Raw genomic sequence first — 18,110 nt, 5'->3', positions numbered from 1 at the left:
TGTTTATTTCGTCGCCGGCCTGCGGCGCCCGTAGACCAGCCAGGTCACCAGCACGCAAACCACGTAAAACACAAAAAAGATCTTCATGGCGCCGACCGGGGAGCCGGTCATGGCCAGCGAGGTGCCGAAGGCTTTGGGGATGAAGAAGCCCCCCACGGCGCCAATGGCGGAGATAAAGCCGAGCGCGGCGGCGGTATCGGTCACCGCCTCATGCTGGGCCTGTTCGTCGGTACCGCCGCGCTTTTTGACGCTATCGACGGTGATTTGGCGAAAGATCACGGCGATCATCTGGAAGGTGGAGCCGCTGCCGAGGCCGGCGGTCAGGAACAGCCCCATAAACACCACGTAAAAGGCGAGGAAGCTGCCGGAACCGGAGCCCGGCAGGGTGAGAAACAGCAGGCCGGTAAACAGCGCCATCAGGATAAAGTTGGCGAGGGTCACGTTAACCCCGCCGAGGCGGTCAGAGATAATGCCGCCAAATGAACGGGCCAGGGCGCCGATAAACGGCCCGAAAAAGGCCAGCTGGAGGATATTGACGTCCGGGAACTGGGTTTTCGCCAGCATCGCAAAGCCCGCGGAAAAGCCGATAAACGAGCCGAAGGTCGCGAGATACAGCAGGCTCAGCAGCCACATATGCGGACGTTTTAGCACCGGCAGCTGATCGCGAATGGAGGTTTTGGAACCGGCGATATCGTTCATGCCGAACCAGGCGGCCGCGGTGGCGATCAGCAGCAGCGGGACCCAGATAAGCGGCGAGTTGCCCAGCCACAGGGTTGAGCCGTCCGGCTGCCCGGCGCCGCGCACGCCGAGGAAGGTAAACAGCGGGAGGAAAACGAAAACAGGCGAGAGCAGCTGCATCACGCTGACGCCGAGGTTGCCCAGCCCGCCGTTCACGCCCAGCGCGCTGCCCTGTTTTGCTTTCGGGTAGAAAAAGCTGATATTGCCCATGCTGGAGGCAAAGTTGGCGCCGGCGAAACCGCACAGCAGAGCGATGATGATAAATATCCAGTACGGCGTAGCCGGGTTCTGTACCGCGAAACCGAGCCACAGGCATGGCACCACTAATATAACGGTACTGATTACCGTCCAGTAGCGCCCGCCAAATATTGGCACCATAAACGAATAGGGCACGCGTAATATTGCCCCGGAAAGCGAAGGAAGGGCGGTTAATAAAAAGAGCTGGTCGGTAGTGAAATTAAATCCTACTTTATTAAGATTCACCGCTACTGCGCTAAATAACATCCATACGCAGAAGGCGAGTAGCAGACAAGTTACTGAAATAAAAAGGTTTCTCCGCGCGATCTTTTTACCTTTATTTTCCCAAAATGCCGGGTTTTCGGGTCGCCAGTCTTTTAAAAGGTAATGATTATCTTTCTCATTTTGTATTGACATATTGCCCTCGATTGCACCGTGACCAAACAAAAATAGAGATGAGAAAACAGAAAATTAAGCTGAGGCTGTTATGAAGGCTGGTCGTTTTAATTATTGTAATGTTTGAAAGAATAGATAAAAAAAACGGTGCAGAAGAAAACACGCGGCGAATAGAGGGTTGTTATTTGTTACAAAATGTAAATAATATGTTGCATGAAAGGGCGCTGCTGGCCGCATCAGCAGGAGGGCCGCGCTGGGTGAACCGTCTCCCACCCGCGCCGGCGGGAGACGTCGGGCCTGCCGGTTATTCAGGAAGGGCGAAAAAGCTCCATCGTTATATAATAATTTATATATCGACTAAAGGCAGCGTCATCAATCTCTTTCATTCCCAGCGCGTAAATACCGTCTAATCCGCAGACGAGGGCGATGAGCCGCCACGCAATATTCTCCGCGCTATCGCCGGGGTGAAACTCCCCGGCCGCGGTTCCGTGCTGAATAATGTTGACCGTCTCTTCGTGCCACAGGCTCATGGTGAGCAGGTAGGCCGCTTTGATATCGCGATCGCTGCTGGAAAGCAGCTGCCCCTCGCGCCACAGGCGAATGTACGGCTCCAGTCGGCCATCTTCGCTGCCCAGCATCGAAAACAGACGCTCGTTCCAGCTTGCCGCGTCATCAACCAGCTGGATGGCCAGCATATCCCGAATCAGCTGGACGAAGGCGTGGGCCTTAAGCTCACCGATGGAGGTGAAGTGGTGGTGCAGCTGCCCGGTAGCAACGCCGGCCTCGCTGGCTATTTGCCGGACGGTCATCGCGCCAAGGCCGCCGCGCAGGGCCACGCGCATCGCCGCCTGCAGGATAACTTCCCGACGATCTTCCCGACTTAAATAGTTCATATTCTCCCGCCGTGCAGTGGTTTTCATTGATAGTAACAAAAAGTTGGACAGTCGTTCAACAATCCGGCAGGATCGCATTCCTGGACGCGTGTCCAATTTAGTTAATTGAGGAAATGTAGTATGTCTCGGCAATGGTTAACGCTAATAGCGATTTTGCTGGTTTATCTTCCAGTGGCGATCGATGCCACGGTGCTGCACGTGGCGGCGCCAACGCTTAGCGTATCCTTGAGTACCAGCAGCAATGAGCTGCTGTGGATCATTGATATCTATTCATTAGTGATGGCCGGCATGGTGCTGCCGATGGGCGCGCTTGGCGACAAAATCGGCTTTAAGCGCCTGCTGCTGCTCGGCAGCGGAATTTTCGGCGTCGCATCGCTGGCGGCGGCCTTTTCCCCCAGCGCGATGGCGCTGATTGCCTCCCGGGCGCTGCTGGCCATCGGCGCCGCGATGATTGTCCCGGCGACGCTGGCCGGCATTCGTAACACCTTTGCCGAAGCCCGCCACCGCAATATGGCGTTGGGCCTGTGGGCGGCGATTGGCTCCGGCGGCGCGGCTTTCGGCCCGCTGGTGGGCGGAATGCTGCTGGAACATTTCTACTGGGGATCGGTCTTCCTGCTCAACGTCCCCATCGTGCTGGTGGTCATGGCCTTCAGCGCGCGGATGGTGCCTCGCCAGCCCGCGCGACGCGAGCAGCCGCTGAATATGCTGCAGGCGTTGATGCTGATTACGGCGATCCTGATGCTGGTCTTTAGCGCCAAAACGGCGCTGAAAGGGCAGCTTGAGCTGTGGATCACCGGGCTGGTGGCCCTTGCCGGGGCGGGGATGCTGTTCTCCTTCGTGCGCCGGCAGCTCTCATCGGCGAGGCCGATGGTGGATATGCGCCTCTTCACGCACCGCATTATTTTAAGCGGCGTGATGATGGCGATGACGGCGCTGATTACGCTGGTGGGTTTCGAGCTGCTGATGGCGCAGGAGCTGCAGTTTGTGCACGGTAAAACGCCGTTTGAGGCCGGGCTGTTTATGCTGCCGCTGATGGTGGCAAGCGGATTTAGCGGGCCGATCGCCGGGATGATGGTCTCGCGTCTCGGCCTGCGCCAGGTGGCCACCGGCGGGATGCTGCTGAGCGCGTTCAGCTTCCTCGGGCTGTCGATGACCGACTTCAGCAGCCAGCCGTGGCTGGCGTGGGGGCTGATGACCCTGCTTGGCTTCAGCGTTGCCAGCGCGCTGCTGGCCTCCAGCTCGGCGATTATGGCCGCCGCGCCAAAAGAGAAGGCGGCCGCGGCGGGAGCGATTGAAACGATGGCCTATGAGCTCGGCGCCGGGCTGGGCATAGCGCTCTTTGGCCTGATCCTGACCCGCAGCTACGGCGCGTCGATTGTATTACCGAACGGTATTGACGGCGGCGCGGCGGAGCAGGCCGCATCCTCGATCAGCGAGGCGATAAATCTGGCCCAGTCGATGCCCGCTATTCCGGCCCATGCGCTGGTTGAGGCGGCCAAAACGGCGTTTATCAGCGCCCACAGTATCGTCCTGGCGACCGCCGGCGTCCTGCTGCTGCTGCTGGCGGTAGGGATCTGGCGCAGTCTGGCGAAAGCGCCGCCGGTGAATGACGCCCTATAGCCGAAGAGAGAGCTCCTTTGCGGCCCGGCGCCTGTCGCGGCCGCAGGTACGCCAACGTTGAGCGCCGCCAGCGGGGAGGCTAGCGGCGGGTCGCGTACCAGCAGAGCAGGGAGCCAGCGCATACCATGCCGGCTCCCTGCCAGAACGACCACGAGAGGGACGCGCTCAGCAGCACCGCCGCCAGCGCGGATGAGAGCACCGGCGTAAAGTACGATGCCGCCGCCAGCAGGCTGACGTTGCCGTGCAGAATTCCCACGTTCCACGCCGCATAGGCCAGCCCCAGCGCCACCGCGACCATCACCAGCTTGATAACCACCGGCCAGCTAAAGACCATCGGCGGCTGCTCGCTGAACAGGAATTTCAGCCACAGGGTCAGGGCCGTTAATAATACAAACAGGGTGATGCCGTTTTTGCCCTTCGCATATTTGGCGGTCACCGTGCAATAGGCCGCCCAGATAAAGGCGCCGACGAACGCCAGAATATAGCTCAGGGGGCTGGAGACGACGTTGCTGATAATTTCATCGCTATTCAGGCCGTGCTCACCGCCTAATACCCAAACGACGCCAAACAGCGCAATAAATAAGCCGGGAATAACCAGCCAGGTGCTTTTCTGCTGATTAAAGAGAATGGCGAATAAAATCGTCAGGCTGGGCCACAGATAGTTGACCATACCCACTTCGATCGCCTGCTGGCGGGTGCCGGCAAAGCCCAGCGAAAGCGCGAGGCAGATTTCATAGCTGACAAACAGCAGGCTGCCGGCCAGTAAATAGCGGCGCGGGATCTGACGCAGGTGCGGGAAACCGACGGTAAACACCAGCAAAATACCGCTCAGGCTGTAGATCATTGCCGCACCGCCCACCGGGCCTAACCCTTCGCTCACTCCGCGGATCAAACCGACCATCGTGCTCCACAGCACAATAGCCACCAGTCCGGTTAATGTTGCCTTCTTCTTTTCCATCTTAAACCTGATGCCAATAGCAGTTCAGCTTGGATTTATAACACTTTTCTATTCCGCGAGGCCGATATTTTCATCAGCGGTTAATACTAAGGAGGTAATTAAACTCGCGAGGCCTGACTATTAAGGGGGCGAGCGTTTTCGACATTGATTTGACGCAATAAAAACAGGGTCATTGCTGTTAGTTTCCCCTCCGCAATGAACAAAATTCCTGCATGGAGAAAATCAATGGACGTCAGCCGCAGAAAGTTTTTCAAAATCTGCGCAGGCGGTATGGCCGGAACAACAGCTGCTGCCCTGGGTTTTGCACCCAAAATGGCGCTGGCTCAGGCGCGTAGCTATAAGCTATTGCGCGCCAAAGAGATCCGCAACACCTGCACATACTGCTCCGTGGGCTGCGGGCTATTAATGTATAGCCTGGGCGACGGCGCGAAGAACGCGAAAGAAGCGATTTATCATATCGAAGGGGACCCGGATCATCCGGTGAGCCGCGGCGCGCTGTGCCCGAAAGGGGCCGGTTTGCTGGACTACGTGCACAGCGAAAACCGCCTGCGCTACCCGGAATATCGCGCGCCGGGTTCCGACAGGTGGCAGCGTATTTCGTGGGATGACGCCTTCGAGCGCATTGCCAAATTAATGAAAGCCGACCGTGACGCTAACTTTATTGAGAACAACGAACAGGGCGTAACGGTTAACCGCTGGCTTTCCACCGGGATGCTGTGCGCATCCGCGGCGAGTAATGAAACCGGCATGCTGACGCAGAAGTTTGTTCGCTCTCTCGGCATGCTGGCGGTAGACAACCAGGCACGCGTCTGACACGGACCAACGGTAGCAAGTCTTGCTCCAACATTTGGTCGCGGTGCGATGACCAACCACTGGGTTGATATCAAAAACGCTAACGTCGTGATGGTGATGGGCGGCAACGCCGCAGAAGCGCATCCGGTGGGATTCCGCTGGGCGTTAGAAGCGAAGAACAACAACGACGCGACGCTTATCGTCGTCGATCCGCGCTTTACGCGTACGGCATCGGTGGCCGATATCTATGCGCCGATCCGCTCCGGTACCGACATCACTTTCCTGTCGGGGGTGCTGCTGTACCTGATTGAAAACAACAAAATTAACGCCGAATACGTGCAGCATTACACCAACGCTAACCTGCTGGTGCGCGATGATTTTGCCTTCGATGACGGCCTGTTCAGCGGCTATGACGCTGAAAAACGCCAGTACGATAAGTCCTCCTGGAACTACCAGTTTGATGAGAACGGTTTTGCGAAACGCGATGAAACCCTGACCCACCCGCGCTGCGTCTGGAACCTGCTGAAACAGCACGTCTCCCGCTATACGCCGGACGTGGTGGAGAACATCTGCGGGACGCCGAAAGCGGACTTCCTCAAGGTGTGCGAAGTGCTGGCCTCCACCAGCGCGGCGGATCGCACCACCACCTTCCTCTACGCGCTGGGCTGGACGCAGCACACCGTCGGGGCGCAGAACATCCGCACTATGGCGATGATCCAGCTGCTGCTCGGCAATATGGGGATGGCGGGCGGCGGAGTGAACGCCCTGCGCGGACACTCCAATATCCAGGGGCTGACCGACCTCGGGCTGCTGTCGACCAGCCTGAGCGGCTATCTGACGCTGCCGTCGGAAAAGCAGACGGATCTGCAAAGCTACCTGCAGGCCAACACGCCAAAAGCGACGCTGGATGAGCAGGTGAACTACTGGGGTAACTATCCTAAGTTCTTCGTCAGCCTGATGAAATCCTTCTACGGCGACGCGGCGCGCCAGGAGAACGACTGGGGCTTTAACTGGTTACCGAAATGGGATCAGGCCTACGACGTCATCAAATACTTCAACATGATGGATAGCGGCAAAGTTAACGGCTACATCTGTCAGGGCTTTAACCCGGTGGCGTCCTTCCCGGACAAAAACAAGGTGGTGCGCAGCCTCAGCAAGCTGAAGTACATGGTGGTTATCGATCCGCTGGTGACCGAAACCTCCGTCTTCTGGCAGAACCACGGCGAGTCCAACGACGTCGACCCGGCGGCGATCCAGACGGAAGTCTTCCGCCTGCCGTCCACCTGCTTTGCCGAAGAGGATGGCTCCATCGCCAACTCCGGACGCTGGCTGCAGTGGCACTGGAAAGGCCAGGATGCGCCGGGCGAAGCGCGCAACGACGGCGAAATCCTCGCCGGTATCTACCACCGTCTGCGCGAAATGTACCGCGCCGAGGGCGGTAAGGGCGCCGAGCCGCTGCTGCAGATGGGCTGGAACTACAAACGGCCGGACCACCCGGAATCGGAAGAGGTGGCGAAAGAGAACAACGGCTACGCGCTGGCGGATCTCTATGACGCCAGCGGCACGCTGGTGGCGAAAAAAGGCCAGCTGCTGGACAGCTTCGCGCTGCTGCGCGACGACGGCTCAACCTCATCCTCGTGCTGGATTTATACCGGTAGCTGGACCGAGCAGGGCAACCAGATGGCCAACCGCGACAACGCGGACCCGTCGGGCCTTGGCAACACGCTGGGCTGGGCGTGGGCGTGGCCGCTAAACCGTCGCGTGCTCTATAACCGCGCGTCGGCGGATATCAACGGCAGGCCGTGGGATGCGAAACGGATGCTGATCCAGTGGAACGGCGCTAAGTGGGTCGGTAACGACATTCCGGACTTCAACACCGCGCCGCCGGGGAGCAAAACCGGTCCGTTTATCATGCAGCAGGAGGGCCTCGGCCGTCTGTTTGCGCTGGATAAGCTGGCGGAAGGTCCGTTCCCCGAGCACTACGAGCCGATGGAGACGCCGCTGGGCACCAACCCGCTGCACCCGAACGTTATCTCCAGTCCGGTGGTGCGTCTGTACGAAGAGGATGCCGTGCGTTTAGGTAAGAAAGATAGGTTCCCGTACGTCGGCACGACCTATCGCCTGACCGAGCACTTCCACACCTGGACCAAGCACACGCGGCTTAACGCCATCGCGCAGCCGGAACAGTTCGTCGAAATCAGCGAGGGGCTGGCGAAAGCCAAGGGGATTGCCAACGGCGATCGCGTGACGGTCAGCAGCATGCGCGGCTTTATTCGCGCGGTGGCGGTGGTGACCCGCCGCCTGCGGACCCTCAACGTCAACGGCCAGCAGGTGGAAACCGTCGGAATTCCGCTGCACTGGGGCTTTGAAGGGGTGGCCCGTAAGGGCTACATCGCCAATACCCTGACGCCGAACGTCGGCGATTCCAATTCGCAAACGCCGGAGTATAAGGCGTTTCTGGTCAACATCGAGAAAGCGTAAGGGGCGATTCAATGGCGATGGAAACACAGGACATTATTAAACGCTCCGCGACTAACCCTATGACTCCCGCGCCCCGCGCGCGGGACTTTAAGGCGGAAGTCGCCAAGCTTATCGATGTTTCATCCTGCGTGGGCTGTAAGGCCTGCCAGGTGGCCTGTTCCGAGTGGAATGATATCCGCGATGAAGTGGGGCACTGCGTCGGGGTTTACGATAACCCGGCGGATCTCAGCGCTAAATCCTGGACGGTGATGCGCTTTAGCGAAACCGAACAGAACGGCAGGCTGGAGTGGCTGATTCGTAAAGACGGCTGCATGCACTGCGAAGATCCGGGCTGCCTGAAGGCATGCCCCTCCGCCGGGGCGATTATTCAGTACGCTAACGGCATCGTCGACTTCCAGCAGGAAAACTGTATCGGCTGCGGCTACTGCATCGCCGGCTGTCCGTTTAACGTCCCGCGCCTCAATAAAGAGGATAACCGGGTCTATAAATGCACGCTGTGCGTTGACCGCGTTAGCGTGGGCCAGGAGCCGGCCTGCGTAAAAACCTGTCCGACCGGCGCTATCCATTTCGGCAGCAAGAAAGAGATGCTGGAGGTGGCGCAGGAGCGGGTCAACAAGCTGAAGGCGCGCGGCTATCCGCACGCCGGGGTGTACAACCCGCCGGGCGTTGGCGGCACGCACGTGATGTACGTGCTGCATCACGCCGACCAGCCGGAGCTGTACCACAAGCTGCCGAACGACCCGACAATCGATACCAGCATCAATCTGTGGAAAGGGGCGCTGAAGCCGCTCTCGGCGCTGGGCTTTGTCGCCACCTTTGCCGGGCTGATTTATCACTACATCGGGATCGGGCCGAACAAGGAAGCGGATGACGATGAGGAGCAACATGATGAGTAATTCGAAGATGATTGTGCGCACGAAGTTTATCGACCGCGCCTGTCACTGGACGGTGGTTATCTGCTTCTTTCTGGTTTCACTCTCCGGGATCGCGTTCTTCTTTCCGACCCTGCAGTGGCTGACGGAAACCTTCGGTACGCCGCAGATGGGACGCATCCTGCATCCCTTCTTCGGGGTGGTGATTTTTATCGCCCTGATGTTTATGTTCGTCCGTTTTGTGCACCACAACATCCCCGACAGGCAGGATATTCCGTGGCTGAAGGGGATTGTTGAGGTGCTGAAAGGCAACGAGCACAAGGTGGCGCGGGTTGGGAAATATAACGCCGGGCAGAAGATGATGTTCTGGACCATTATGAGCATGATTTTTGTGCTGCTGGTGAGCGGGGTGATTATCTGGCGGCCGTACTTTGCCCACTATTTCCCGATTCAGGTCATTCGCTACGGCCTGCTGATCCACGCGGCGTCGGCGATTGTGCTGATCCACGCCATCCTGATCCATATGTATATGGCGTTCTGGGTGAAAGGGTCGATTAAGGGCATGGTTGAAGGCAAGGTGAGCCGCCGTTGGGCGAAAAAGCACCATCCGCGCTGGTACCGCGATGTCGAACGTCTGGAAGCGAAGAAAGAGAGTTCGCAGGGGATAAAATAGGCCTGCCGCTGAATTGTGGATGGCGCGACCGATGTCGCGCCATTTTTTTAGCCTTCGCCGCGCATGACCTCCAGACCCACGCGCTGGCCGTAAGAGAGCTCGAGGGTATTGCCATCCGGGTCGGCGAAGAATACGTAGTAGCCCACCGGCTCGCCGAGCTGTTCAGGCTCGCTGCGCAGCACTCCCTCCCGACGCGCCATCGCGGTTTTTTCATCGATCTCCTGCCGCGTCGCGCACGCGACCCCGAGATGACCGAACGGCCCAAGCGGGGTATCGGTGTGGCTATCCGTCTGCACCAGCACCAGCGCGAACGGGCGGGTGCGGTCGCTCAGCCAGGCCACGTGGCGGGCGGAAGGCAGATCGGGCGAACGCCGGTGGATCACCTGCATCGCGGTGTAGCGGCTATAAAAATCGATACTCTTTTGCAGATCGCGAACCATAAAGGCTACGTGGGTAAAACCGCTGTCAACTTCCTGCATAGCGCTGCTCCTGATTGGTCGTTTTGCTCTGCCGACAACGGTAATACCTCAGGTTAACCTGAGGTAAAGAGCGGATTGTGCCATTTGTGCCCGCCATTACGGGTAGCGGTGGTGAGGCTCCCGCCGGTGCGGGAGCTGCTAGAAGTGTTCCTTGATAAAACGGAAGGGGTATTCGATGGATTTGGCCTTGCCCGTTTTGCGTTTGGGCAATTTAACCGGCTCGATATGCGGGTTCTTGTAGGGGATCTGCGCCAGCAGGTGGGTAATGATATTCAGGCGAACGCGCTTCTTCTCCTCCGAGCGGGCGACAAACCACGGCGCCCAGGCGGTATCGGTGGCGGCGAACATCGCGTCCCGGGCGGCGGTGTAGTCGTCCCAACGGTTAAACGACTTGATGTCCATTGGCGACAGTTTCCAGATTTTGCGCCCGTCGTTGATGCGGTCGCGCAGGCGACGCTCCTGCTCCTCCGGGGTAACTTCAAGCCAGTATTTCAGCAAAATGATCCCCGATTCCACCATGGCCCGTTCGACCATCGGCGCGCCTTCGAGGAATTTGTCGGTCTGTTCGGGGGTACAAAAGCCCATCACCCGCTCGACGCCGGCGCGGTTGTACCAGCTGCGGTCGAAGATCGCTATCTCTCCGGCGGCGGGTAAAAAGGGAATATAGCGCTGATAGTAGAGCTGGCTCTTCTCGCGCTCGGTGGGCGCCGGCAGGGCGACAACCCGAAACACGCGCGGGCTGACTCGCTCGGTGATGGCTTTGATGGTGCCGCCTTTCCCGGCGCCATCCCGACCTTCAAACACGATACAGACCTTCAGCCCCTGGCTGACGACCCACAGCTGCAGCTTGACCAGCTCAACGTGCAGCTTGCGCAACGCTTTTTCATACTCTTTATCGCTGAGCGGCTCGGTTTTACCGACGCGATCGATGGCTTTGCTTTTTTTCTTGTTTCCCATGAGCTCTTCTCCGTCGTCTATCGCGCCAGGGTGAGCGCTTTACTATGAAGTGTAATAACCGCGCCAGCGGCCGGCGGAAAATATTAATCGCCGCGCGGGGCGTTAATTAAGCAACGGAGGAGATATTCATGCAGCTATCGCGCCGTTATATGGATAAAAATGTCACTTTACGTTTTTGGCTGGCCTGCCGCCGTCGAATGGTCAATAATGCCGACCGAAAGTAAAAACAAAGGGTTATACCGCCAGGGATTGACCTGTTTGCCACGTTGCCCGGCCTGCCGTCTCGCCCGCCTGGGGCCTGGGCAAGCCTGTATTATTTAAGGTTCAGAAGTATGAAAAAAGCTATTTTTTCGTTAGCGCTTGGCACCTTTGGTCTGGGTATGGCGGAATTTGGCATTATGGGCGTACTGCCGGAAGTGGCCCACGACGTGGGAATATCGATCCCCGTCGCCGGAAATATGATCTCTTATTACGCCTGCGGGGTGGTGATTGGCGCGCCGGTGATGGCGCTGGTCTCAAGCCGCTTTTCGTTAAAATCGATCATGCTATTTCTGGTCGCGCTCAGCGTTATCGGTAATGCCGTTTTTGCCTTTTCTTCGAGCTATTCCATGCTGGCGGTCGGCCGGCTGGTCTCCGGTTTTCCCCACGGCGCTTTTTTTGGCGTTGGCGCGATTATCCTGTCGAAAATTGCCCCGCCGGGAAAAGTCACCGCGGCGGTCGCCGGGATGATAGGCGGGATGACGGTAGCGAATCTCATTGGCGTGCCTGCCGGCACCTGGATCGGCCACCAGTTTAGCTGGCGCGACACTTTCCTGGCTCTGTCTATATTTAACGTCGCGGTATTTCTGTCTATTATCCGCTGGGTGCCGACGCTATTTGATAAATCCACGACGCGATTACGCGAACAGTTTTACTTTTTAAAATCCCCCGCGCCGTGGCTGATATTTGCCGCCACGCTGTTTGGCAACGCCGGCGTATTTGCGTGGTTCAGCTATATCAAGCCGTTTATGATTAACGTTGCCGGTTTTTCCGAAGGCGCGATCATCTTTATTATGATGCTGGTTGGCCTGGGGATGGTGCTGGGCAACGTGCTCAGCGGCAAAATTTCCTCCCGCTTTAGCCCCTTGCGTATTGCCGCCGCCACTGACGGCACGATCGCCGTGGTGCTGCTGCTGATGTTTATCTTCGGCGATCGTCCACCGGCGGCGCTGCTGCTGGCCTTTATCTGCTGTACCGGTCTGTTTGCGCTGGCGGCGCCGCTGCAAATCCTGTTGCTGCAAAACGCCCGCGGCGGGGAGATGCTGGGGGCGGCGGGGGGACAGATTGCGTTTAACCTCGGCAGCGCGATTGGCGCCCTGTGCGGCGGAATGATGCTGACGTTGGGCTTTGGCTGGAGCTCGGTTGCGCTGCCGGCCGCCGGGCTCTCCTTCCTGGCCATGAGTTCGCTGCTGATTTACGCCCGCTATCAGCGCAGCCTTCGCTAGCCGCTGCGCGCCATTCTTATCGCGGCGCGCAGGGCTGATGACTCAATCCGCAAACGGCTCGCCGAGGGTCAGCATCAGGCGATTTGCCCAGGCGAAAAATGCGGCGGATTGCAGCAGGTCGAGCTGGGCGAGGGTATCGAGCCCCTGGCGTTCAACGGCGGCCAGATGACCGGGGCCGAGCGCCGACGGGGTGACCGAGACCGCCGCGGCAAAATCAATTTCCGCCTGCCAGCGCGCCGACTGGCCGTCGCTGAGATTATCGCCCGGCGTTACCGCCAGCAGCGTTTCCACCGCCGTCTCCTCTTTTGCCAGCTGGGCCGCCTTGCGGGCGTGCACCGACGCGCAATAAATACAGCCGTTAACTTTGCTGGCCACCGTAGCCGCCAGCTCCCTTTCCGCGCGCGGTAGCCCGCCCGGCGTGTAGAAGATGCCCTTGTCGGTCAGCGTGCGCTGCTCCAGCAGCGGCTGGTTGCGGGACAGCAGGCGAAAGTAGGGCGAGTCGCTGTGGCCATATTTCGCCAGAATACCCTGTTCGGCTGCGCTGAATTCGTCCAGCGGTTTGGCGGCGATCCACGGTTCCCAGCTCAGCTCGTCGCGGGTGAAGTGCACCGGCGCACGCTTACCGCTGACCGTCTGCGGCGCGGTATGCCAGAAGCCGGCAACCACCGGCGTCTCCGCGCTGACCACCGGCTTACCGTTTAGCAGCCGCAGCCCGGCGATCAGCCGGCTCTGGAAGCTCACAAAGGCGATCAGCTGGGCGAGGGTGACCACCGCCCGCAGGCTCCAGCCGGCGTGAGTTAACGTCTGCAGCGCCGCTGGCGTGGCCTCGATCGGGGTAAAGGTCAGCAGGCGGGCAAACCCCAGCGCGGGGATCAGCCGCGGCGAGGTCGGGTCGGCAAGACCAAATCCGGCGTAGTGGGCGGCGAGGGCGTCGGCCTGGTGCAGCTTGGCCACCTTTGCCGCGACCGCAAAGCGCTCGTTCAGGGGGAAATCCTCCTCCTCCTGGCCGAACAGCGTTTCATAGCTGCCCTGGGCATGGCGGGTGGCCGCTTCGCGCACGGCTCGGGCCTCGGCCAATGCGGAATCCGGGGCAATATCGGCCAGCTCAGCCAAAATATCCTGACTCAGTGTCATGGTGACTCCTTACTGTAGTTGCGGGGCAATATGCTGAGCGATCAGCTCAATGGAACGCAGCGTGTCGCGATGCGAAGGTTCAACGGAGTGGACCTGGAACGAAATATCGGTCACCCGCGCCAGCACGCTATCCTGCGCCAGCGAAGCCTTCACCTGTTCGACATCGCCGACGTGGGCATCCAGCTGAGAGAGATAATCTGTGACGGTGTCACCAACAAGCTGATGTCCGGCAGCGCGGTGCGCCGCTGCCTGACGACGCAGGCCCGGCTCCGCCACCTGCAGGGCGTACTGCCGGCTGTCGGCAACAAACGCGGTGCGTGAGGCGAGGATCCTCGGTGCGACCCCCGCCGGGAGCGCGCTGAGGTAGGCGTCGATAATCGGATTCTGGATGGCGTCCAGCGGCAGCTGCGGCTGACCGACGGGGCGCGGCTGGGTGCGGGAGAGCATCAGTCCGTGCCCGGCCTGGCCCGCGCGGATCGCCCCTTCGGCGGAGAACGTGGCAATCCATATGCGCTCGGCGAGCTGCGGCGCCGGCGGGTAGAGATGGTTATCCGGATGGGCCAGCGAATCGCCGCGCCAGGCGCTGTGGATCAGATGCAGGTGTTCGGCGAAGACCTCTCCCCGCCGTTCGCTGGTGAGGCCAAAGGGTAAAAACGAGGTCGGCGTGCCGCCCGAACCAAAGCCCACTTCCAGCCGCCCGTCCGCGAGCAGATCCAGCACCGCCGCGTCTTCGGCAACGCGCAGCGGATTTTCCATCGGCAGGGTAATGATGGCGGTGCCAAGGCGAATACGCTCGGTATGCGCGGCGGCATGGGCGAGAAACACCAGCGGCGACGGCAGGCCGCCCTCATGCTCATGGAAATGGTGCTGCGCAATCCACGCGCTATCGAAGCCGAGACGTTCGGCGTGGCGGATCTGTTCGGTCGCCAGGCGGTAGCGCTCCTTTGGCGCCGCGTCGTCCAGCAGACGGGTGAAAAAGCCCAGACGTTTACGCGTCATGCAACCTCCTTGCTTGAGGTGGAAAAGTGGGGAATAGCGGCGATAAGCTCGCGGGTGTAATCGTGCTGCGGCGCGGCGAACAGACGGTTAACCTCACCGTGTTCGACAACCTGTCCGGCGCGCAGGACCGTCACGCTGTGGGCGATGCGGCGCACCGTGGCCAGATCGTGGGTAATAAACAGATAGGTCAGCCCCAGCTGCTGCTGGAGCTGCTGCAGCAGGGCCAGAATTTGCGCCTGAACCGTGACGTCGAGCGCCGAGGTGGCTTCATCCAGCACCAGGATGGTCGGCTCCAGCACCAGCGCGCGGGCAATAGCCACCCGCTGGCGCTGGCCACCGGAGAGCTCGCGGGCGGTTCGTCCCAGCAGCTCAGGGGCGAGGGCAACCCTGGCGGCAACCGCCTCGACGCGGGCGCGCCGCTGGGTCGGGCTGAGCCGGCCAAAGTTTTTCAGCGGCTCTTCGATAATTTCCAGCAGCGTCTGGCGCGGATCGAGCGAGGCGAACGGGTTTTGATAGACGAACTGAATTTTGCGCCGTAGCTGGCGCTGCGCTTCGCGGCTTAAATGTCCGGCATTGATGCCGTCAATGGCAATCTCGCCGCTATCGGCGCGCTCAAAACCGAGCAGGATCCTCGCGAGGGTGGTTTTCCCTGAACCGGATTCGCCGACCAGCGCGTGGGTGCTGCCGCGCCGCACCTCAAAGCTCACGCTATCCAGCGCCTGCAGATGCGAATGGCCCAACGAAAAGCGCTTGCTGACGCCTTCGAGGCGGATGGCCGGCGTCGCCAGCCCGCGTCCGCCCGCCGGGGCGATAGTCAGGCTTTGCCCCTGCAGGTCGCTGAGCAGCTGGCGGGTGTAGGCGTGCTGCGGCGCGAGGATCACGTCGGCCGTAGCGCCGTGCTCCTGAATTTCGCCGTGGCGAAACACCAGCAGGCGGTCGGCGCGCTGCGCCGCCAGCGCCAGATCGTGGGTGACAAACAGCACCGCGGTGCCGGATTCCCGGCGCAGGGTATCGAGCAGGTCGAGAATGCGCTTTTGTACCGTGACGTCGAGGGCGCTGGTGGGCTCGTCGGCAATGATTAAATCGGGCTTCAGGGCGATGGCTATCGCGATCAGTACCCGCTGCTTCATGCCGCCGGAGAGCTGATGCGGGTACTGGTTAAAGCGCTGTTCGGGATGGCTCAGGCCGACTTTCTCCAGCAGCGCCAGCACCTGATTCTTGCGCTCGGCGGCGCTGTGCTTTTGATGCAGGCGGAGGATCTCCCCGACCTGGGCGCCGATGGTCTGCACCGGGTTCAGCGAGTTGCCCGGATCCTGAGGCACCAGGCTGATGCGCGCGCCGCGCAGGCTATCGAGCCGCTTTGCCGACCAGCCGCTGATATCCTCGGCGTTAATGATGACCCGCCCGCCGTCGCGGCGGGCGTTATCCGCCAGCAGGCCGATAATAGCCTGGGCGGTGGTGGTCTTGCCGGAGCCGGACTCGCCGACGAATGCCAGCATTTCGCCTCGCCTGACGCTAAAGCTGACGCCATGCACGACTTCGCGCCACTGCTGCCGGGAGCGGTAGCTGATGCGCAGGTTTTCGACGCTTAATACGTTCATGCGCGTTCTCCGCTGAATTGACGGCTGATGCGGTTGGCGGCGAGCACCACCGCAACGACCGCCACGCCGGGGAAGGTGGTCAGCCACCAGGCGGTTGAAAGATAGTTGCGCCCTTCGGCAATCAGCAGCCCCCATTCCGGGACGGGGGGCGGAGTGCCGTAGCCGAGGAAGCTCAGGGTGGAGAGCGCGAGGATCGCCTGGCCGAACTGCAGGGTGGCGAACGCCAGCACCGCGGTCAGCGAATTCGGCAAAATATGTCGCCAGAAGACGGCGAAGAAGGTCCCGCCGCTGCCGTAAGCCGCCTCGACATAATCGCTATGGCGTACGCGAACCACCTCCGCCCGCGCCAGGCGGGCAAAGCTGGCAATCGCGGCGACGCCAACGGCCACGGCGGCGTTGACGGTGCCGAAGCCGAGGATAATGATCACCGTAAGCGACAGCAGCAGCGAAGGGATCGCCAGCAGAACGTCAACCAGCCGCATCACCACCGACTCCACGCGTCCGGCGGCGGCCCCGGCAAGGGTGCCGAGCGCGCTGCCGACGATCAGCCCGATGGCGACCGCCGCCAGCGCCGCGCTGAGGGAGTGCACGGCGCCGTAAACAATTCTCGCCCACAGGTCGCGCCCCAGCTGGTCGGTGCCGAGCCAGTGCCCGGCCTGAGGCGCCAGGCGCTGGGCGCCGGGTATCCCTTCCAGCGGATTCCAGGAGGTAAAAAGCTGCGGCGCGACGGCCAGCAGCGCGGCGGTAACGATGACCGCCCAGGCCAGCCACAGCCCCGGCTGCAGGCGCAGGCTGCGCCGGCTAAACGTCCGGCGGCGGGCGGCGATGGCGTAATCGACCAGACTCATGCAGCACCTCCGGCAAGCGGTTTCAAACGAGGGTCAAACAGCGGCATCAGCAGATCGACCAGCAGGTTAATCAGCACGAAGCCAAGGGCCGAGATCATCACCACCGCCTGCAGCACGGCGATATCCTGATTATTCACCGCCTGCTGGGTTAGCTGCCCGAGCCCGCCGCGGCCAAACACGGTTTCGGTAATGAGCGCGCCGGCGATCAGTTCGCCAAGCAGCAGGCCGGCGATGTTCAGTACCGGCAGCAGGGCGTTACCGATGACGTGTCGCCACAGCACGCCGGTTTCGCTCATTCCTTTGGCCCGGGCGACGGCGACGAACGGCAGCGCGGCAACCTGGTCCATACTACGCAGCAGAATCTGCGCCAGCGGCGCGGAGATGGGCACCGCCACGGCAATAATCGGCAGAATCAGCCCCTGTAGCGGGCTGGGGTTGATCACCGGGATCCAGCGCAGCTGGAAGGAGAACAGCTGAATCAGGGCGATGCCGAGCCAGAAGGTGGGCAGGGAGATAAACAGCACCGGCAGCGATTGCAGGGCGTTGCTCAGCCAGCGTAACCCCGGCAGCCGCGCGGCGAAGGCGAGGGTAAACGCCAGCGCGATCGCCGCGATAAAGGCCGGAAACGCGAGGCTCAGGGTTTGCGGAAGATTGCTGGCGAGCAGCGCGTTGACCGCGATCCCCGCCTGCAGCGAGTAGCCAAAATCTCCGCGCAGCATCGCCAGCAGGCTGTGCACATACTGTCGCCACAGCGGGCTATCGGCGCCGTAGGCGAGGCGCATTTCGGCAATTTGCGCCGGGCTGAGGCCAAGATCCGGATTCTGGAACTTGATCAGCACCGCATCGCCCGGCAGAACCTGCAGCAGCACGAAGGAGAGGGTGAACGCCGCCCACAGCACCAGTAAACCCTGGCCCAGCCGGCTTAGAAGATAGCGGCTCATCGTCGGC

Annotated in this window: 15 protein-coding genes; 5 read left to right on the top strand and 10 right to left on the bottom strand. The window is 60.6% G+C overall.

All coding sequences use genetic code 11. From position 1 onward, the window contains the following. Positions 1-3: 3 nt before the first annotated feature. Positions 4-1,392, bottom strand: coding sequence for a NarK family nitrate/nitrite MFS transporter (locus NWP14_RS05105; protein WP_095097662.1), 1,389 nt, complete (start codon positions 1,390-1,392; stop codon positions 4-6). Positions 1,393-1,679: 287 nt separating this feature from the next. Further along, positions 1,680-2,264 (bottom strand): TetR family transcriptional regulator, encoded by a 585-nt coding sequence (locus tag NWP14_RS05100; protein ID WP_346431542.1) that lies wholly within the window; start codon positions 2,262-2,264, stop codon positions 1,680-1,682. 120 nt (positions 2,265-2,384) lie between these two features. Between NWP14_RS05100 and NWP14_RS05095 the strand changes: the two genes are divergently transcribed. After that, entirely contained in the window at positions 2,385-3,884 is a 1,500-nt protein-coding gene (locus tag NWP14_RS05095; protein ID WP_375214908.1) for a SmvA family efflux MFS transporter, read from the top strand. Positions 3,885-3,963: 79 nt separating this feature from the next. On the opposite strand, the gene yddG is transcribed toward NWP14_RS05095, so the two are convergent. Beyond that, positions 3,964-4,842, bottom strand: coding sequence for an aromatic amino acid DMT transporter YddG (gene yddG, locus NWP14_RS05090; protein WP_375214907.1), 879 nt, complete (start codon positions 4,840-4,842; stop codon positions 3,964-3,966). Positions 4,843-5,067: 225 nt separating this feature from the next. Here yddG and fdnG point away from each other — a divergent pair, with 225 nt between their 5' ends. Genes fdnG through fdnI form a run of 3 tightly spaced genes read left to right on the top strand, consistent with a single transcriptional unit; the run spans position 5,068 to position 9,660 of the window. After that, a complete protein-coding gene (fdnG, locus tag NWP14_RS05085; protein WP_375214906.1) occupies positions 5,068-8,115 on the top strand; it encodes a formate dehydrogenase-N subunit alpha in 3,048 nt (1,015 codons plus the stop codon). Between the two features lie 11 nt (positions 8,116-8,126). Then, positions 8,127-9,011 (top strand): formate dehydrogenase subunit beta, encoded by an 885-nt coding sequence (gene fdxH / locus NWP14_RS05080; protein ID WP_375214905.1) that lies wholly within the window; start codon positions 8,127-8,129, stop codon positions 9,009-9,011. Next, entirely contained in the window at positions 9,004-9,660 is a 657-nt protein-coding gene (fdnI, locus tag NWP14_RS05075; protein ID WP_095097678.1) for a formate dehydrogenase-N subunit gamma, read from the top strand. Before fdxH ends, fdnI begins: the two co-directional genes overlap by 8 nt. A gap of 47 nt (positions 9,661-9,707) precedes the next feature. Here fdnI and NWP14_RS05070 read toward each other — a convergent pair whose 3' ends face one another. After that, positions 9,708-10,139 (bottom strand): VOC family protein, encoded by a 432-nt coding sequence (locus tag NWP14_RS05070; RefSeq protein WP_331835259.1) that lies wholly within the window; start codon positions 10,137-10,139, stop codon positions 9,708-9,710. Between the two features lie 138 nt (positions 10,140-10,277). Next, positions 10,278-11,096 carry a polyphosphate kinase 2 gene (gene ppk2, locus NWP14_RS05065; protein ID WP_095097684.1) on the bottom strand — a complete coding sequence of 273 codons (819 nt, stop codon included), beginning with the start codon at positions 11,094-11,096 and terminating at the stop codon, positions 10,278-10,280. Positions 11,097-11,428: 332 nt separating this feature from the next. Between ppk2 and araJ the strand changes: the two genes are divergently transcribed. Then, positions 11,429-12,580: an MFS transporter AraJ gene (gene araJ, locus NWP14_RS05060; RefSeq protein WP_375214904.1), complete on the top strand. Its 1,152-nt coding sequence runs from the start codon at positions 11,429-11,431 to the stop codon at positions 12,578-12,580. Positions 12,581-12,622: 42 nt separating this feature from the next. On the opposite strand, the gene NWP14_RS05055 is transcribed toward araJ, so the two are convergent. The 5 genes from NWP14_RS05055 to NWP14_RS05035 are packed head-to-tail and all read right to left on the bottom strand — an operon-like array spanning position 12,623 to position 18,103. Continuing rightward, a complete protein-coding gene (locus tag NWP14_RS05055) occupies positions 12,623-13,714 on the bottom strand; it encodes an alkylhydroperoxidase domain protein (protein WP_375214903.1) in 1,092 nt (363 codons plus the stop codon). Positions 13,715-13,723: 9 nt separating this feature from the next. Continuing rightward, entirely contained in the window at positions 13,724-14,713 is a 990-nt protein-coding gene (locus NWP14_RS05050) for a putative FMN-dependent luciferase-like monooxygenase (protein WP_095097693.1), read from the bottom strand. Beyond that, positions 14,710-16,314: a dipeptide ABC transporter ATP-binding protein gene (locus tag NWP14_RS05045; RefSeq protein WP_375214902.1), complete on the bottom strand. Its 1,605-nt coding sequence runs from the start codon at positions 16,312-16,314 to the stop codon at positions 14,710-14,712. The genes NWP14_RS05050 and NWP14_RS05045 overlap by 4 nt, the downstream gene beginning before the upstream one ends. After that, a complete protein-coding gene (locus NWP14_RS05040; RefSeq protein ID WP_346431534.1) occupies positions 16,311-17,162 on the bottom strand; it encodes an ABC transporter permease in 852 nt (283 codons plus the stop codon). Before NWP14_RS05040 ends, NWP14_RS05045 begins: the two co-directional genes overlap by 4 nt. Then, positions 17,159-18,103 carry an ABC transporter permease gene (locus NWP14_RS05035; RefSeq protein ID WP_095097702.1) on the bottom strand — a complete coding sequence of 315 codons (945 nt, stop codon included), beginning with the start codon at positions 18,101-18,103 and terminating at the stop codon, positions 17,159-17,161. Before NWP14_RS05035 ends, NWP14_RS05040 begins: the two co-directional genes overlap by 4 nt. Between the last annotated feature and the right edge of the window lie 7 nt (positions 18,104-18,110).

The organism is Klebsiella sp. C349492 (genome assembly GCF_042055345.1).
GTDB classification, from domain to species: Bacteria; Pseudomonadota; Gammaproteobacteria; order Enterobacterales; family Enterobacteriaceae; genus Klebsiella; species Klebsiella scottii.
This window is presented reverse-complemented; position numbering and strand designations above follow the sequence as displayed.

Coding starts and splice junctions, on each gene's coding strand:
- NWP14_RS05105 (WP_095097662.1), bottom strand. CDS start 1,392: ATGTCAATACAAAATGAGAAAGATAATCATTACCTTTTAAAAGACTGG.
- NWP14_RS05100 (WP_346431542.1), bottom strand. CDS start 2,264: ATGAACTATTTAAGTCGGGAAGATCGTCGGGAAGTTATCCTGCAGGCG.
- NWP14_RS05095 (WP_375214908.1), top strand. CDS start 2,385: ATGTCTCGGCAATGGTTAACGCTAATAGCGATTTTGCTGGTTTATCTT.
- yddG (WP_375214907.1), bottom strand. CDS start 4,842: ATGGAAAAGAAGAAGGCAACATTAACCGGACTGGTGGCTATTGTGCTG.
- fdxH (WP_375214905.1), top strand. CDS start 8,127: ATGGCGATGGAAACACAGGACATTATTAAACGCTCCGCGACTAACCCT.
- fdnI (WP_095097678.1), top strand. CDS start 9,004: ATGAGTAATTCGAAGATGATTGTGCGCACGAAGTTTATCGACCGCGCC.
- NWP14_RS05070 (WP_331835259.1), bottom strand. CDS start 10,139: ATGCAGGAAGTTGACAGCGGTTTTACCCACGTAGCCTTTATGGTTCGC.
- ppk2 (WP_095097684.1), bottom strand. CDS start 11,096: ATGGGAAACAAGAAAAAAAGCAAAGCCATCGATCGCGTCGGTAAAACC.
- araJ (WP_375214904.1), top strand. CDS start 11,429: ATGAAAAAAGCTATTTTTTCGTTAGCGCTTGGCACCTTTGGTCTGGGT.
- NWP14_RS05055 (WP_375214903.1), bottom strand. CDS start 13,714: ATGACACTGAGTCAGGATATTTTGGCTGAGCTGGCCGATATTGCCCCG.
- NWP14_RS05050 (WP_095097693.1), bottom strand. CDS start 14,713: ATGACGCGTAAACGTCTGGGCTTTTTCACCCGTCTGCTGGACGACGCG.
- NWP14_RS05045 (WP_375214902.1), bottom strand. CDS start 16,314: ATGAACGTATTAAGCGTCGAAAACCTGCGCATCAGCTACCGCTCCCGG.
- NWP14_RS05040 (WP_346431534.1), bottom strand. CDS start 17,162: ATGAGTCTGGTCGATTACGCCATCGCCGCCCGCCGCCGGACGTTTAGC.
- NWP14_RS05035 (WP_095097702.1), bottom strand. CDS start 18,103: ATGAGCCGCTATCTTCTAAGCCGGCTGGGCCAGGGTTTACTGGTGCTG.